13 protein-coding genes are annotated in these 17,124 nt (G+C 45.9%); 1 reads left to right on the top strand and 12 read right to left on the bottom strand.

Going from position 1 to position 17,124, the window contains the following annotated elements; all coding sequences use genetic code 11:
* Positions 1–161: 161 nt before the first annotated feature.
* The 6 genes from msrA to parE form a co-directional block, all read right to left on the bottom strand.
* The gene (gene msrA / locus AAA939_RS13020) at positions 162–680 is read right to left on the bottom strand and encodes a peptide-methionine (S)-S-oxide reductase MsrA (protein WP_338211133.1); all 519 of its coding nucleotides are present in this window, start codon (positions 678–680) and stop codon (positions 162–164) included.
* A complete protein-coding gene (gene msrB, locus AAA939_RS13015; protein ID WP_338211135.1) occupies positions 681–1,127 on the bottom strand; it encodes a peptide-methionine (R)-S-oxide reductase MsrB in 447 nt (148 codons plus the stop codon). It lies immediately after the preceding gene.
* Between the two features lie 128 nt (positions 1,128–1,255).
* Positions 1,256–2,185 carry a manganese-dependent inorganic pyrophosphatase gene (locus AAA939_RS13010; RefSeq protein WP_338211137.1) on the bottom strand — a complete coding sequence of 310 codons (930 nt, stop codon included), beginning with the start codon at positions 2,183–2,185 and terminating at the stop codon, positions 1,256–1,258.
* 22 nt (positions 2,186–2,207) lie between these two features.
* Positions 2,208–3,167, bottom strand: coding sequence for a LysR family transcriptional regulator (locus tag AAA939_RS13005; protein WP_338211138.1), 960 nt, complete (start codon positions 3,165–3,167; stop codon positions 2,208–2,210).
* 216 nt (positions 3,168–3,383) lie between these two features.
* Positions 3,384–5,834, bottom strand: a complete 2,451-nt coding sequence (parC, locus tag AAA939_RS13000) for a DNA topoisomerase IV subunit A (protein ID WP_338211141.1) — start codon at positions 5,832–5,834, stop codon at positions 3,384–3,386.
* Between the two features lie 13 nt (positions 5,835–5,847).
* A complete protein-coding gene (parE, locus tag AAA939_RS12995; RefSeq protein ID WP_338211142.1) occupies positions 5,848–7,854 on the bottom strand; it encodes a DNA topoisomerase IV subunit B in 2,007 nt (668 codons plus the stop codon).
* 371 nt (positions 7,855–8,225) lie between these two features.
* On the opposite strand from parE, the gene plsY reads away from it, so the two are divergent.
* On the top strand, positions 8,226–8,846 hold the full coding sequence (gene plsY, locus AAA939_RS12990; RefSeq protein ID WP_338211185.1) for a glycerol-3-phosphate 1-O-acyltransferase PlsY: 621 nt from the start codon (positions 8,226–8,228) through the stop codon (positions 8,844–8,846).
* Positions 8,847–9,322: 476 nt separating this feature from the next.
* On the opposite strand, the gene AAA939_RS12985 is transcribed toward plsY, so the two are convergent.
* The 6 genes from AAA939_RS12985 to topA form a co-directional block, all read right to left on the bottom strand.
* Positions 9,323–10,201 carry an aldose 1-epimerase family protein gene (locus AAA939_RS12985; RefSeq protein ID WP_338211144.1) on the bottom strand — a complete coding sequence of 293 codons (879 nt, stop codon included), beginning with the start codon at positions 10,199–10,201 and terminating at the stop codon, positions 9,323–9,325.
* 26 nt (positions 10,202–10,227) lie between these two features.
* Positions 10,228–11,646, bottom strand: a complete 1,419-nt coding sequence (gene hslU / locus AAA939_RS12980; RefSeq protein ID WP_338211145.1) for an ATP-dependent protease ATPase subunit HslU — start codon at positions 11,644–11,646, stop codon at positions 10,228–10,230.
* A 16-nt stretch (positions 11,647–11,662) separates the two neighbouring features.
* Entirely contained in the window at positions 11,663–12,205 is a 543-nt protein-coding gene (gene hslV / locus AAA939_RS12975) for an HslVU peptidase proteolytic subunit (RefSeq protein WP_057707176.1), read from the bottom strand.
* Positions 12,206–12,222: 17 nt separating this feature from the next.
* Positions 12,223–13,134 carry a tyrosine recombinase XerC gene (gene xerC / locus AAA939_RS12970; RefSeq protein ID WP_057707177.1) on the bottom strand — a complete coding sequence of 304 codons (912 nt, stop codon included), beginning with the start codon at positions 13,132–13,134 and terminating at the stop codon, positions 12,223–12,225.
* Positions 13,135–13,202: 68 nt separating this feature from the next.
* Positions 13,203–14,540, bottom strand: a complete 1,338-nt coding sequence (gene trmFO / locus AAA939_RS12965; RefSeq protein ID WP_338211148.1) for a methylenetetrahydrofolate--tRNA-(uracil(54)-C(5))-methyltransferase (FADH(2)-oxidizing) TrmFO — start codon at positions 14,538–14,540, stop codon at positions 13,203–13,205.
* A 343-nt stretch (positions 14,541–14,883) separates the two neighbouring features.
* Positions 14,884–17,040 carry a type I DNA topoisomerase gene (gene topA / locus AAA939_RS12960; RefSeq protein WP_338211149.1) on the bottom strand — a complete coding sequence of 719 codons (2,157 nt, stop codon included), beginning with the start codon at positions 17,038–17,040 and terminating at the stop codon, positions 14,884–14,886.
* Positions 17,041–17,124: the final 84 nt, after the last annotated feature.

Below are 17,124 nucleotides of genomic sequence, written 5' to 3'. Positions count from 1 at the left end.
GATAAACCTATGATAATTGCTAACTTTTCTTCAGGTGTAAATCTAGTTCTAGGCATAATAAAATCCCCTTAAGCATTGATAGATGAATTATTGTTTTTCATCTGTCAACCTTAAGGGGACTATAGCACTTATGTTGTAGGCTACTGGGTCTTTTACTATCACTATGATTGCCAATTTTCCTTAATGAACGCCTGACGACCGCCCATCTCTTCAATCTGATAACGCCACGGATTCCGACGATAAAAATCTTGATGTTCCGGTTCCGCCGAGTAAAACGGCTTTACAGGCTCAATTTTAGTCACGATTGGCATCGTAAAGCGTTCACTTGCTGCTAACGCCCGTTTCGAGGCTTCGGCAACTTGACGCTGTTCAAGACTATTAACAAAAATGACGGGCCGGTAACTATCACCACGGTCTTGAAACTGTCCAGACGCATCGGTTGGATCCGTTTGCCGCCAATAAATCTCAACGAGCTGCGCATAACTAATTACTGCTGGATCAAAGGTGATTTCCACCGCTTCAGTATGCCCAGTGGTATGACTTGCAACCTGCTCATACGTTGGGTTGGGAACCGTCCCACCCGTATATCCTGAGATCACTTTTTTAATACCTGGTTGCTGGTCGAACGGCTTGACCATACACCAAAAACAACCGCCCGCAAAGATTGCCGTATCCGTCATCTAATCACCCTCCGACTCTGAAAATAAGCTAACGTACTGCTCGTAACCGGCTGCTTTTAATTGCGCCGCTGGAATAAACTTCAACGCGGCCGAATTAATACAATAGCGAAGTCCGCCTTGGTCTTGAGGGCCATCCGGGAAAACGTGGCCTAAATGCGATTGTGCCTGACTGAGCACCTCAGTACGACGCATACCAAACGAATCATCCTGATGCTCATGTAACTGAGACTGGGTAATTGGGCGCGTAAAAGATGGCCACCCACACCCAGCGTCGTATTTATCTAATGAACTAAACAACGGTTCACCACTGACAACGTCAACGTATATGCCGGGTTGATCGAAGTTATCATATTTACCACTAAAAGGCCGCTCTGTGGCAGCTTCTTGGGTAACTGCGTACTGTTCGGCCGTTAGCCGCTGCCGTAAATCATCGTTTTTCTCGCTCATCCAATCAGTCCTTTTAATTATATTAATTGTGTACAATCTAATTAACGCTTACTATACGCTTCTAAGCAGCAATTGCAAAAAAGAAGCTCCCGCATTTAGCGAGAGCTTCTTAAAAAAGGAATTTTAATTTAAGCGTTAAAAGCGTCAGTCAATGGTGGAACGACTTGCTTCTTACGTGAAACCACACCTGGTAAGTTTAAGCGGTTGTTAGCCAACTTCTTACCAAAGGCCTTTTCAACGGGTTCCGTTGGGGCCCCAACGACTAATAATTCAGAGTCGCTGTTTAAGATGTTCGTTGCTAAGATTAAGAATAAGTCATAACCTTCAGCTTTGTTTTCGTCCTTAGCAGCAGCTTCAAGTGCAGCTTGGCGCTTGAAGACGTCATCTAAGTCCACCGTGTTGATTTGAGCAACCCGGACCGTTGAGCCGTTCATTTCGAAAGACTTAGCGTCCGCATCGATCAATTCTTTTTCAGACTTGCTATCAATGTTAGTCCCGGCTTTAAGCATTGCTAAACCATAAGTTTCATAGTCTACATCAGCAATCTTAGCCAAATCCTTAACAACGGCAACGTCAGTTGGTGTTGTGGTTGGTGACTTTAATAATAAGGTATCAGAAATAATTGCTGAAAGCATCAAGCCAGCTAACTTAGCAGGAATTTCAACCTTATTTTCTTTGAACAACTTGTAAACCACGGTGCTAACACAGCCAAGTGGTTCGGCCCGGTAAAACAATGGTTGTGCCGTATTGAAGTCGGCAATCCGGTGATGATCAACCACGTGAGTGACCGTAACGTCAGCAATGTCGCTAACACTTTGTTGTGGTTCGTTGTGGTCAACTAACATAACCTTATCAACTTCAGGGGCAGCTTTAGTGATAACCCGCAGTGCTGGTTCGTCAAAGTGGTTCAAAACATACTTAGTTTCTTCGTTTGGTTCGCCCAATGCAACTGGTTCAGTGTCCGCACCCAACTTATTTTCTAAATATGAAAAGGCCTTGGCCGCCACGATTGCGTCGGTGTCAGGATTTTGATGTCCAAAAACTAATTCCTTACTCATTAGCACAAAACTCCTTTAAAAACTATTTTTGATTAATCTTTTGTAACCGTGAAATATAATCATCTGACCGCAGATAGTTATCAAATTCATCCAAGAAATTCTTGATTCGTGGAATTTGATCCTTATCCTTACGAAAGACGAAGTTCAAATCAAACTTGATAGCTGGTTCAAACGAAACCGTATGAAGTTTATCAACGGCTGGATTGGCTACCATGAATGAATTTGGTAATGCGGTGTTGGTCTCGGTAGCAGCCACAAACCGATAAATCTGTTGTGGTGTCGTAAACCGGGCGACCGCAGTTGGTAAATCTGCCATTTGGTTCTTGTATGACTCTTTAATCACTTGATCCAAATAGTAGTTTTCTGGATACATCACCCAAGGTTCACTGATGGTATCCTTGAATTTGATTCGTTTCTTTTTAGCCTGTTTAGGATCGCCGGAAATAAACAATAGTTCGTCTTGGATAATCTTCTTAGACTGGTATGGTTTCCAGTTTTTGATACTTTCATCCGGAAGATACATGACGGCTAGGTCAATACGATTGTTTTCCAAACGTTCCCAAATCTCTTTACGCGTTAACATATGGAACGAGATAATAACGTTGGGGTTGGCCTCGTAATACTTAATGGCAAAATCTTCAAACACGTGATCTTCAATGGAAGCCAAGACACCAATATTGATAGCCCCTTGGGTCGCACTAGTCGTTTGTTGAATTTCGTCCGTTGCCTTATTTAAAACGTCGTAAATGCTGTGGGTCGCATTTAACATGGTGTAGCCCGCATCGGATAAGCGTAATTTTTTCCCTACTGAATAGAAAAGTGGCGCACCGACTGTACGTTCCAATTTCTTAATTTGTTGGGTCAACGCTGGCTGTGTAATCCCTAAAATCTGGGCAGCCTGCGTATAATTCATAGTTTCAGCTAATTGCAAGAAATATGTCAAAGTCTTGGATGAAAAAATACTTTCTTGAGTTGTCTTCATGAATTTTACCTAATCCTTTCGTCTTATCATCATCTTATGATACCTATAATATTATACAAGATTAGATTTTAAAGCAAGCGCTTGTTATCGGTAAATAAACCTTAACTAATTATTACAAGATAAAACATCCGACTTTATCTTACCGCTAAGGCCCAAAACCTTGCAAGCAATCGCATCGCTTTAACGACACCACATACAATGTAACACCACGATTCTTTACACCGTTAACGGCACTGGATGCAACTGCATCGTTACTGGCGTTCCTTCCGTATCCGTATCCACAACGAACGAGCCGTTTGAATACCGGGCACTGACTGGGTGATCATCACTCAAAATTGAATGGTGTTTCCCACGGTCAGTCAGAACGTCTAAGGCTACGCCCTTGGCTGTCCCATCTAATAAGACGTAATCAGCGATTCGGTGTGGGTTGCTCTTCAGCTCACGTAAAACTTGCACCCCGCGACGGGCCCGGCTTGTAACTGGAATATCTGCAACCTTCATCTTTTTAAACGAACCCCGTTGGGTGATCAAAGCGACGAGGTCTTGTTCGTTTGCAATGCTTGCACGAACGATCAAGTCATCACGCAAGTCCATCGACTTAACCCCGACTGCTTTAGCCCCAATTGTTGGAACCTCGCTTAAATCATAACGTAAACCGTAACCGTGCTGCGTCATCAAAACTAAGGTTCCAGTTGGCGCACTTGGCAAGTACTTGACAGTGACAACTTCAGACACATCCGTTTTAAGCTTCATGAACTGACTTGCCCGGGTCTTGTACGTTCGTCCCGGAACGTAGTCGGCAAAAGCCGTTTGCTTAACGTAGCCGTCATTTGTCGCCACTAAGAACTTCCCGGTTTCTTTGAGCGTCGCAAAGTTAAAGACCCACGTAATCCGCTCATTATCCGCTAACCCGATTGTCTGCGAGATGTGCTCCCCAGTATCTTTCCACTTAGCATCTGAAATTTCATAAACCGGCCGATAAATCAAGTGACCCAGGTTAGTGAACATCATCAAATGATCCAGCGTATTATTTTTCGCCAGGTAGATTGGGAAATCTTCGTCCTTTAGCCCATTGTCATCAGCATCGGAAGCCGAGTACGACCGCAGACTAGTCCGTTTGATATACCCATCGTGACTAATCATAACGACGACGTCTTCTTGTGGAATGACCACTTCCGTTTGAACTTTCAATTCTTGAATTTCATCTTGAATTTCAGTCAAACGCTTCGTCGGGTAAGCCTTTTGAACGGCCTTCAATTCTTTGCGCAAGACCTTGTCCAACTCTTTAGGTTCTTCCAAAATCTTGTGATAACTGGCAATGGCGTCAGCTAGTTCAGCGGCTTCTTTTTCAAGTTGCGTCACGTCAGTATTCGTCAATCGATACAATTGCATCGTAACGATGGCTTCGGCCTGCGGTTCAGTAAAATCAAATTGGGTCACTAAGTTTTGCTTAGCGTCCTTCTTATCCTTACTACCCCGAATTGTCTTGATCACTTGATCTAAGATCGACATGGCCTTAATCAGCCCTTGGACAATGTGCTGACGGTCCGCCGCCTTCTTCAAGTTAAACTGGGTTCGACGAGTAATCACATCGCGTTGATGTTCCAAATACGCCGTAACAATTGTCTTTAAGCCAACGTGTTCTGGCCGTTGGTGATAAATTGCCACCATATTAAAATTATACGTAATTTGGAGGTCAGTATTTTTAAAGAGATACGTTAAAATCCCTTCGGCGTTAACGTCACGCTTCAGTTCGATCACGATTGATAACCCTTTACGGTCACTTTCGTCACGAACTTCAGCAATCCCTTCGATCTTCTTCATGATTCGAATTTCGTCCATCTTTTTGACTAATTGCGCCTTATTAACTTCGTAAGGAATCTCTGACACTTCAATCTGAGATTTATTCCCCTTGATGGGCACAATTTTAGTCCGTGAACGGACGACGATGCGACCACGACCGGTCTCATACGCTTGCTTAATTCCGGATAACCCTTGAATAATACCACCCGTTGGAAAATCAGGCCCTTTTACAAAGTCCATCAAGTCTTCCAGGCTAGCTTTAGGATGATTCATCAAGAAAAGAATTGCATCGATGACTTCAGTCAGATTATGCGGCGGAATCTCCGTTGCGTAACCCGCAGAAATCCCAGTGGCCCCGTTAACTAATAAGTTCGGGAACCGGGCTGGTAAGACCGTTGGCTCGTACTCAGTATCATCGAAGTTTAAGACCATGTCGACAGTCTTCTTGTCGATATCTTGCAGCATTTCACCCGCGATTTTACTCAACCGTGCTTCGGTATACCGCATTGCGGCCGCCGGATCACCATCCATTGACCCGTTGTTACCGTGCATTTCAATCAATGGTTCGCGGAGCTTCCAGTCCTGACTTAACCGGACCATCGCTTCGTAAATTGAAGAATCCCCATGGGGGTGAAAATTACCCATGACGTTCCCAACAGACTTGGCTGACTTCCGAAAGGCCTTATCGTACGTGTTACCGTCTTGATTCATGGCGTACAAGATTCGCCGTTGTACGGGTTTTAACCCGTCACGAATATCCGGTAACGCCCGCTCCTGAATGATGTACTTAGAGTAACGACCAAAGCGATCGCCCATGACATCTTCAAGCGTTAATTCCTGAATTTTTGGTTGTTCATTTGCCAATTTGCGACCCCCTTTAATGCTTCAACTGTTGTGCTAATTCTTCATCAGCCTGTTCGTGCGCAGAAGAAACCGCCTCGTTATCTAACAGCGAACCGTCTTCATCAAGGTTAAAGTGAACGTTACTTTCAATCCATTTCCGGCGCGGCTCCACTTTATCACCCATCAGCGTTGTGACCCGTTTTTCAGCTAAGGCGGCGTCATCAATCCGTACACGGACCAGCGTCCGCTTTTCAGGATCCATGGTCGTTTCCCACAGCTGTTCGGCGTTCATTTCACCTAAACCTTTGTACCGTTGTAGCGAATAACCTTTTCCAAACGTCTTCGTTCGTAAGGCCAATTCTTCATCGGTCCATGCGTATTCAGTCCGTAACTGCTTACCTTGTTTCTTCTGTAACCGGTATAACGGCGGCAAAGCAATGTAAATCTTACCCGCATCGATCATCGGTCGCATGTATTTATAGAAGAAGGTCAGCAACAAGATCTGAATATGAGCACCATCGGTATCGGCATCGGTCATGATAATGACTTTGTCATAATTACTCGACTTAATATCAAACTCTGGCCCGACACCGGCACCAATCGTGTAGATCATCGTGTTGATTTCTTCATTTTTGACAATGTCCGGTAACTTAGCCTTTTCAGTGTTCAGGACTTTCCCACGTAATGGTAGGATGGCCTGGAACTTCCGGTCACGCCCCTGCTTAGCTGAACCACCGGCAGAATCCCCTTCGACTAAGAAGAGTTCGTTACGCTTAGCGTTTTTCGATTGCGCTGGCGTTAGCTTTCCTGACAATAATCGTTCTTGCTTATGACGTTTCTTACCGTTACGGCTTTCGTCACGTGCTTTACGGGCGGCTTCGCGCGCTTGCCGAGCTTTCGTAGACTTACGAATCAGCATTTGCGCAAACTCACCATTTTCCATTAAGAAAAATTGAAGCTGTTCACTGACCACGTTATCAACGATCGTCCGGGCTTCCGGTGTCCCTAACTTTTCTTTAGTTTGACCTTCAAACTGCAGTAGGTTTTCAGGAACCCGCAATGAAATCACGGCGGACAACCCTTCACGCACATCGGAGCCTTCAAGGTTTTTATCCTTATCCTTTAACAAGCCGACCTTCCGCGCGTATTCATTGAACGCTTTGGTCCAAGCACTCCGGAAACCGACTTCATGGGTCCCACCATCTGGCGTCCGCACGTTATTAACAAACGAAAGTAGGTTTTCGGAGTAACCGTCATTATATTGTGCGGCCACTTCAACTTCCACGCCTTCCTTCGTGCCGTCAAAGAACATGACGTCACCTAGCGTGTCTTTATCTTCGTTTAAATAGCCAACAAAGGCCTTAATACCGTCTTCGTAATGAAACGCGAGTTCCTGTTCTTGGTTTTCGCGTTCGTCCGTCAACGTGATTTTAACGCCCCTTAGTAGGAAGGCTGATTCACGTAGCCGCTCCGCTAACGTTTGGAAATTATAAACCGTCGTTGTAAAAATGCTTGCATCGGGTTTAAACGTCAACGTCGTTCCAGTTGGTTTGTTGGTCTTACCCTTTTTCTCAAGCGTACCAACGGGATGACCACCGTTTTTGAAATGTTCAACGTAGCGGTAGCCGTCACGGATGATGGTTACCGTCAGTTCAGTGGACAGTGCGTTAACGACACTGGCACCGACCCCGTGTAACCCACCGGACGTCTTATAGCCACCCTGGCCGAACTTACCGCCGGCATGGAGAATCGTTAAAATAACTTCAGGGGTTGGAATCCCGGAAGCGTGCATTCCGACCGGCATTCCCCGACCGTGATCGACAACGGTGATACTATTATCCGCGTGAATGATCACGTTAATTTCTTTACCGTAACCGGCTAACGCTTCGTCAACCGCGTTATCAACGATTTCATAGACTAAGTGATGGAGTCCACGGGCGTCAGTCGAGCCAATGTACATACCCGGACGTTTCCGAACGGCTTCTAATCCTTCAAGGACTTGGATTGAAGAATCATCGTATTGCTGGGTTTTCTTTGCCATTCTCACAACTCCTTAAAATTTTGTTTTTTTATGATATTTTTGACTATTAGTCTGATTGGCTTGATTTAACAGCCTTGACACCGCTAACTAAAGCTATGCAAATTTGATTATAGCACAGGAAACTAATTTTTCAGCGCTTTTTTTAGTTTTAAACGTGGCTCAGGCGGATTTTAAGCCACACTTCAGCCAAAATTTAACTAAATTTAAACATTAAATCCTCAAAACCAGTCGCACTGATTAGCGAATGTATGTTCGCTTTATTGTAGTTAGTTTGCCCCTAGTTTGTCAACCAGAAACTTTTTGACCCCATAACCAGTAAAGCATGCTAAAATATTGAAGTGATTCTATTGCAGGAGGAACTCATTTTGATTTTGAAAATTGCAATCATGCTAATCGTGGCCTACCTTATTGGCGCGATTCCTTCGGGTGTCATCATTGGCAAGCTATTCTTTCATACCGATATCCGCCAGATTGGTAGTGGTAACATTGGCACCACCAACACGTACCGCGTTCTCGGACCAGTTGCGGGGACCGTCGTCATGGCAATGGATATCTTAAAGGGAACCATCGCTGCTTTGCAGCCGACCCTTTTGTTCCACCTAGATAATCGTTACACGTTACTGATTGGGCTTGCCGCAATTTTAGGCCATACCTTTTCCATCTATATCGGGTTTAAAGGTGGCAAGGCAGTTGCAACGAGCGCCGGCATCCTACTCGCCTATAACTGGCAATTCTTTCTAATTGCCAGTGCAATCATGTTAACTCTGGTCTATGTCACCAGCATGGTCAGTGTCGCCAGTATGACGTCGTTTCCAATCGTCACTTTGATCGCGATCTTCTATTACCGCGACCCACTATTGTCGGTTGTCGCGTTAGTTTTGACCATCTTCATCTTTTACCGTCACCGCAGCAACATTGCCCGGATTAAAAACGGAACCGAATCATTGGTCCATTTCGGTCTTGCTTGGCGACGTCAACAGGCTAAAAAGTAACTGTTAAAAGACCACTTTCTTAATTGAAGGTGGTCTTTTTGGTGCCAGTGTGGGTAAACTGATTGTGGGTTATGAAGTGTTTTGTTGTTACTAGTTAAAGTAACATGTTACAAATATACTTATTTACAACCACTTTTATACCTAAAAATTGAAAGTTGTCTATGATAAATATGACTTTAATCGGATGATCGGAGGTTGCCACTGATGGCATCGGTCGTGAAGGTGGTCTTAGGCCGGTGATTTTTCCGGGCTTAAACCACGGACGGCCTGGAGCAATTGCGCATTTTGCAACTGTTCCAGGCGAGGGGCTAGACCGTTTCCCAGGCTAGCCCCGGTCCCACGACCGCACGTCATCAGTGGCAAACCGAATAGCTTACAAGTAGCTAATTTTCATTGGCTTAAATTTAACTTTCAACCTTCAGTTTTATACCTAAAAAACCGTCTAACCACTTCTGATTAGACGGTTTTACATTCATTTAGAAGAACTTGATTTCATAATGCGCGTTGAACGTCTGATTAGCTGCCAGTTGGTTGATTCCCATCTTGTGGCGTAACTGACCATCCGCGTTCACATTGTCCGCAATCCCCCACCATGGTTCGAGGCAAACAAACGGTGCATCCCCAGGATACGGTGACCAAGTTCCCACGTAAGGCGCGTCCTCGATCGTCATCGCAACCCCGTGGTCGTCTAAGTCTGAGCTCAGCATCAACGTCGTTTCTTGGCGACCTAAGTCTAAGATGACCGCGTCGTCTTTAAAGAAGTCCCGGGTCAATGGTAACGGCTTTGTAAAGTCGATGTCGTCCGCATTATCCGCATCGTTTAACGGTGCCTGTAAAGGAATGTGTTGGTAGACCTTCTTTGGTGCCACCGTCAACGTATAGTTCTCTAAACGGCCGGCAGGGTCCGCTAAAGGCACGTTAAACGCTGGGTGCCCACCTACTGAGAAGAGTAGCTCTTGGTTAGCTGGATTATGCACTTCGTAGCCAACCGTTAACTCGTGATCATTTAACGTGTAAATCAAGCGTAAACGGAAAGCAAACGGGAACATCTTCCGCGTTTCCGCGCTGTCCGTTAATTCCAAAGTCGCACTGGTTGCCGTGTGAGCGACGACCGTAAAGTCGTTATCCCGCGCAAAGCCGTGTTGGCCCATGTGATAAGGTTGACCGGCTACCGTGAACTGGTCGTCCTTTAAACGTCCCACGATTGGGAATAAGACTGGTGCGTGTCGTCCCCAGTACTTTGGATCAGCCTGCCACATATATTCGATCCCATCCGCCGACTTAACACTGCTGAGTTCTGCCCCGGCTTCGTTAATCTTGACGGTGAGATAATCATTCTTTAGTTCAACTGTCATTAGTTCAAAACGCCCCCTAGTTTAAATTATAAGATGTAACGACTTAGATCCTTGTCTTCAGCAATGTTACCAATGCGGTCATTGACGTAGTTTTCGGTAATCGTGACTTCGCCCATTTCCATATCTGGGCCTTCGTAAAGTAATTCTTCCAATAATTTTTCTAAAACCGTATGCAACCGCCGCGCCCCAATGTTTTGAGTCTCGTGGTTCACTTTATAAGCAATGCCAGCGATGGCTTCAATGGCTTCGATCGTAAAGGTTACTTTAATGTTATCCGTCCCAATTAAGGCAATGTATTGCTTGATCAACGCATTCTTTGGTTCCGTTAAAATTTTGACAAAGTCGTCTTTACTCAAGTCGTCTAATTCAACACGAATCGGGAACCGTCCCTGTAATTCAGCAATCAGATCACTTGGTTTACTTTCCGCAAACGCACCGGAAGCAATAAAGAGAATGTGATCCGTATTGATTGGCCCGTATTTGGTTGAAATTTGAGAGCCTTCAACGATTGGTAAAATATCCCGTTGAACCCCTTCACGCGAAACTTCACCAGAATTTTGTTGCCCACCAGCCGTGATCTTATCAATTTCATCAATAAAAATAATCCCAGTGTTTTCTGCCCGGACAATGGCATCGTGATAAATATCCGCACTGTTGACTAACTTTTCGGATTCTTCCTTAACCAAAATTTCACGAGCTTCAGCAACCGGCATCGTCCGCTTGATCCGCTTCTTTGGCATAATTGAACCTAAGGTATCGCCAAGGTCAATGCCCATTTGGCCCAGCATGTTGTTATTGCCGGCAGCGGTTTGTTGCGGATCGTCCATTTCAATGGTCACGTCCGAATTTTCTAACTGACCATTTTTAAGTTGATCAGCAACTGACAAGCGTTGGTTGCGGACTTCATCCGTGACTTCTTCGTTGTTATTGTCATCCGCGTTAGGCATTTGGCCGTTTTGCATCTGGCTGAACATGTTCATCATGTTCTGGAAGTCGTTACCATTCCGGTTATTTTGCTTCTTGGCAGCTGGTACCAGTAATTTGACCAACCGTTTATCAGCTGCGGCCACGGCACGTGAACGAACGTCCGAATAAGCCGACTGCTTTTCCATTTCAATCGAAACGTCGACCAAGTCACGAACCATGGATTCAACGTCGCGACCCACGTAACCGACTTCGGTAAACTTCGTGGCTTCGACCTTAACGAACGGTGCTTTTACGATTTTTGCCAACCGACGGGCAATTTCAGTCTTCCCAACCCCGGTCGGTCCAATCATCAGCATGTTCTTAGGCGTAATTTCGTCCTGCATATCTTGTGATAATTCCATCCGCCGATAACGGTTACGTAACGCAATCGCTACGGCTTTTTTAGCTGCATTTTGACCAATAACGTAACTGTCTAAGGCAGCCACGATCTGTTTAGGCGTTTTATTGATTTCTTCCATCGTAATTCTCCTTTAATTATAAGGCTTCGGAAATAACGTTATGGTTGGTGAAGATATCGATGTCACCAGCAATGTTAATGGCGGCTTCAGCAATTTCTTGCGCACTCATGTCCTGGGCATGCAACTGCATCCCGCGCGCTGCGGCTAAGGCAAAGTTACCACCAGAGCCGATCGCCAGTACGTCGTTATCGGGACTGATGACTTCACCACTCCCGGAAACAAGGAACATTTCGTCCTTATCCATCACGATGAGTAAAGCTTCTAATTTTTGTAAGGCTTGATCGCCACGCCATTCCTGGGCAAGTTCGACCGCAGCTCGTTGTAAGTTACCCGAATATTCGTTGAGTTTCTTTTCAAAACGGTCTTCGAGGTTGAACGCGTCCGCGACACTTCCGGCAAAGCCCACGACAACTTGGTCGTTATAAATCCGACGAACCTTGTGCGCAGTCCCTTTCATGACGACCTTTTCACCCATCGTTACCTGACCGTCTCCGGCCATTGCATTGTGCCCGTTTTGACGAACGGCACAAATCGTAGTTGCTTCAAATTTTACTGGCATAGTCAATCTCCTTTACATTACTTCCGCGTTGCCCGCGGGAAAAAGTTGCGATAATCCTGTTGTAAGTGTTCCTTGGTCACGTGCGCATAGATCTGCGTCGTGGACAGACTGGTATGACCCAGTAGTTCTTGGACGGTCCGCAAATCGGCACCATTGTTAAGCATCTGCGTCGCAAACGTGTGCCGCAACATGTGGGGGTGAATGTCCGCGGTCAAACTGCTCTTCTTCACAATTTGATTCAAGACGTATTCAACGCCCCCGCCGGTAATGGCCCCACCATGACGGTTAATAAAGACCGTTGTGTGTTGCTGGCCATACTTCGCCATTACGGGCGTCCGGCAAACCTCGTAGTAGTGTTTCAGCGCACTGGCCGCGTAACGCCCAAACGGCACGTAACGCTCCTTGTCACCTTTCCCACGAATCAACATCATTTTCATTTCAAAATCGACATCCGCGAGTTGTAAATCAACACACTCACTGAGTCGGATACCCGTTCCGTATAGGACTTCCAGCAGGGCCGCATTCCGCGCACCCATCACCGTATCATCCGCATACACCGTCTGAAATAAAACGTCGAGCTCCTTTTGATAAAAGAAGCGTGGTAAGCGGGCGGCGTGTTTCTTTAACTGAACGTATACAAACGGGTTCACCTTCGCCAAGTCATTTTTAACCAAAAAGTTATAAAACGACCGTAAGCTAGACACCTTCCTAGCAATTGAATTACGCGTCAGGTGTCGATCATATAGGTGGCTTAAGTAAACGTTCACATCCAGGTGGTCAATTTCAGTATACGCTTTCGCACCGCCGTTTGCCGTTAAGAAATCATTAAAAGCTTGGATATCTTCCCGGTAAGCCGCGGCGGTTTCGTCTGAATATTGCCGTTCAACCCGAATGTACTTTAAAAAAAGGGCTAAATAGTCTGTCTCCATACAAAAAACCTCCATACGTTGCTACTTTAGCAAAGTATGGAGGAAAACACAATTATGTGCCTTGTAAGTTAGTTTTCGCTGGTCACAGTCTTCGTCAACGTCGTATTTCTAAACGTTTCGAGGTCGGCCAACGCGCGTTCAGAAATGGCGGTGTTGCGTTCGCGCTTATCACGAATCCGCTGTTTCAACTTCGGCACGATTCCGAAGTTCGCGTTCATTGGTTGAAAATGGCTCGCACTCGTATGCGTAATGTAATGGGCCATTGCACCCATCATGGTATCCGTTGGGAAAACAACGGGGTCTAACCCAAGCGCTAACCGCGCGGCGTTAGTTCCGGCAACGATCCCGCTGGCTGCACTTTCGATATAGCCCTCAACCCCGGTCATTTGGCCCGCAAAGAAAAGGTCCGGCCGTTGTTTAGTCTGGTAAGTGGGTTCTAATAACTTTGGTGATTTCATAAAGGTATTGCGGTGCATGACCCCGTAACGCACGAATTCCACGTTTTCAAGTCCAGGAATCATGGAGAAGACCCGCTTTTGTTCGCCCCATTTTAAATGGGTCTGGAAGCCAACGATGTTGTAGAGGTCGCCCGCCGCGTCATCTTGACGCAATTGGACAACGGCAAATGGTTGCTTACCCGTCTTTGGATCTTCCAACCCAACCGGTTTAAGCGGACCAAATAACATCGTCTGACGGCCACGTTGCGCCATCACTTCGATGGGCATGCAGCCTTCAAAGACGTCTGAATTTTCAAAGTCGTGTGATTCGGCCATTTCAGCGTGAATCAACGCGTCGTAAAAAGCGTCAAACTCTTCTTCAGTCATCGGACAATTCAGGTAAGCCGCTTCACCACGGTCATAACGTGATTTCAGGTAGACCTTGTCCATGTCGATTGAATCCTTCGTTAAAATTGGCGCAGCCGCGTCAAAGAAGTGTAAGTCATCTTCCTCGTTAAACGCTTGAATCGACTTTGCTAGTGACAACGCCGTCAACGGGCCAGTGGCCACTACGGTGATGCCTTCAGGTAAACTCGTCATTTCTTCATTAATAACTTCCACGTTTTTAAGGCCGGTAATGGCTTCAGTGATCTCCGCTGAGAACGTGTCCCGGTCTACGGCTAAAGCACCACCGGCAGGAACAGCGTGGTGTTCAGCCGCCTGCATCACGATTGAATCCATTTGGCGCATTTCCGCCTTAAGTAGGCCGGCTGCGTTTGCGAGCTGGTTTGCCCGTAATGAATTCGTACAAACTAGTTCTGCAAATTGACTCGTATGGTGCGCCGGGGTCATTTTGCTAGGACGCATTTCGTATAAACGAACGTTTACGCCCATATTTGCGATCTGCCATGCGGCTTCAGAGCCCGCGAGCCCCGCACCGATGACGTTTACGGTTGGTATTGATGCCATCCTGAATTCCTCTTTTCTTATAAAACACATACCGTTGATAGTATTGTGGTAATCATACCGGAGATAACGCCATAATACAAACAACCCACTCGTTATTTCGCCAATGAAACGGGTAATCCGGCAATCCAGCACATGATTTAACTTTTGTCATAACCGAACGTTACGTGTCCGAGCGCTAAGCTTACCCCCGCATATTTTCGCAATCAGGCACTTTTATCTTAATATTATTATTGTTATAAATGGTTAATGTCCGGAAAACATAACAAAATCACTTGATAAGCGCCGTTCTAAGCAAAAAGACCAGGCATCCCCATTAGGATGGCCTGATCTTTCATTAATTTAATTATTTTTGAACATTTTCGGAGTAATCGCCGTTTGGACATAGGACCTGTTTGCCACCCTTGACCTTCTTTTCGACCAAGTAATGACCATCCTTCGGGCAATCCCGACCGATTGGCTTATCCCAGGAAACGAAGTCACATTCAGGGAAACGTGAACAGCCGTAAAAGATCCGGTTCTTCTTGGATTTCCGTTCAATGACTTGACCCTTCTTACATTGCGGACAAACGACGCCGATCTCTTTAACGATTGGTTTCGTATTCCGGCAATCAGGGAAGCGCGAGCAGGCGAAAAACTTACCGTAGCGACCCATTTTGATGACCATTGGCGCACCACAGAGATCACAGTTGAAGCCAGCAAGTTCGTCTTTGATCTGGATCTTTTCCATCCCAGCTTCAGCCTTCTCGACTTCTTTTGAGAATGGCTTGTAGAATGAATCAACAACTTCGACCCAGTTTTCCTTACCCTCTTCAGTTGAATCCAACTGTTCTTCCAGAGTAGCGGTAAAGCCGACGTTCACAACGTCCGGGAAATATTCCTGAATAATCCCGTTGACGATCTCGCCCAATTCAGTTGGGATAAACCGGCGTGATTCCAATTTAACGTAGTACCGCCGTTGAATCGTATCCAACGTTGGCGCATACGTTGATGGTCGACCAACGCCGTTTTCTTCCAACGCCTTGATCAAGTTGGCTTCGGAATAACGTGCCGGTGGCTGCGTAAAGTGTTGTTGCGGATCAGTCTTGCTCAGTTTAACGACGTCACCTTCATTTAAATCAGGTAAGACGTTGTTCTTTTCGGTCTTGTCATAGATCTTCGTAAACCCGGCAAACTTGGTCTTCGACCCGTTCGCACGGAACTGAACGTCATTTTGGTCGATGGTTACAGCCATCGTATCCAAGACCTCCGGTGTCATCTGACTCGCAACGAATCGTGACCAGATCAACTGGTATAGCCGGAATTGGTCACGATTCAAATAATCCTTGATGCTGGCCGGTGTCCGGAAAACGGACGACGGCCGAATCGCTTCATGGGCATCCTGAGCGCCTTCTGGCAACTTACCCTTGACCGGTTTCGTTGCGGCGTATTCGGCACCGTATTCCTTATGCAGGAATTGGGACGCTTCGTGCTTCGCAATGGATGAAATCCGGGTCGAGTCGGTCCGCATATAGGTAATTAGCCCAACGTTACCGTCCTTACCCACGTTGATTCCTTCGTAAAGCTGTTGCGCTGCCATCATGGTCTTCCGTGTTCGGAAGTTCAACTTACGGTTAGCATCTTGTTGCATCGTTGACGTGGTGAATGGCGGTGCCGGGAAGCGTTTACGTTCCTTTTTGACAACCTTCGTAATGTCAAAATCACCAGCACGGTCTAGCTGCTTCAACACTTTTTGCACGGCCGCGTTGTCGTCTAACGGCATCTTCTTACCGTGCGTCCCGTAGAAATTAGCCATGAACTTGGTTCGGCCCTTTTTGAACTCACTTTCGATCGTCCAATATTCTTGCGGTTTAAACGCTTTGATCTCATTTTCACGCTGAATAATTAGATCCAACGCAATGGATTGAACCCGTCCAGCGGATAGGCCCTTCTTAACCTTTTTCCATAACAAAGGACTGATCGAATAACCAACTAACCGGTCTAAAATTCGCCGAGCTTGTTGGGCATCAACTAAGTCCATGTCGATCGAACGCGGTTCTTTAAACGCATTTTTAACCGTATCTTTGGTAATTTCGTTAAAGACGACCCGGTTCTTATCTTTGGGGTCTAATCCTAGTAAGTAGGATAGATGCCAAGCGATGGCTTCCCCTTCGCGGTCAGGGTCAGATGCGAGGTAAACGGCTTTGGCCTTTTTGGCTTCTTTCCGTAACCCCTTAATAACGTCACCCTTACCACGAATTGAAATATAGTGGGGTTCGTAGTCATTATCCACGTCGACGCCCATTTTACTCTTTGGTAAATCCCGAATGTGTCCGAGACTAGCGACGACTTTGTAAGAACGCCCGAGATATTTCTCAATCGTTTTTGCTTTTGATGGTGATTCCACAATCACTAATTTTTTAGCGGTTGATCTGGTTTTTCGTTTAGTTGTTGTCTTTGTTGCTTTCTTAGCCGGGGCCTTACGTTTCGCCGCCGGCTTTGCATTGGTTGTACTAGCAGCCACTAGATCAGCTCCTTACACTTTTGATTATAATTATTATGGTTCATGTTCTGACAAATCCATGTAATCATATTTCAAAAGTTTCAG

This window comes from Lactiplantibacillus paraxiangfangensis (assembly GCF_036246185.1).
Lineage (GTDB): Bacteria > Bacillota > Bacilli > Lactobacillales > Lactobacillaceae > Lactiplantibacillus > Lactiplantibacillus paraxiangfangensis.
This window is presented reverse-complemented; position numbering and strand designations above follow the sequence as displayed.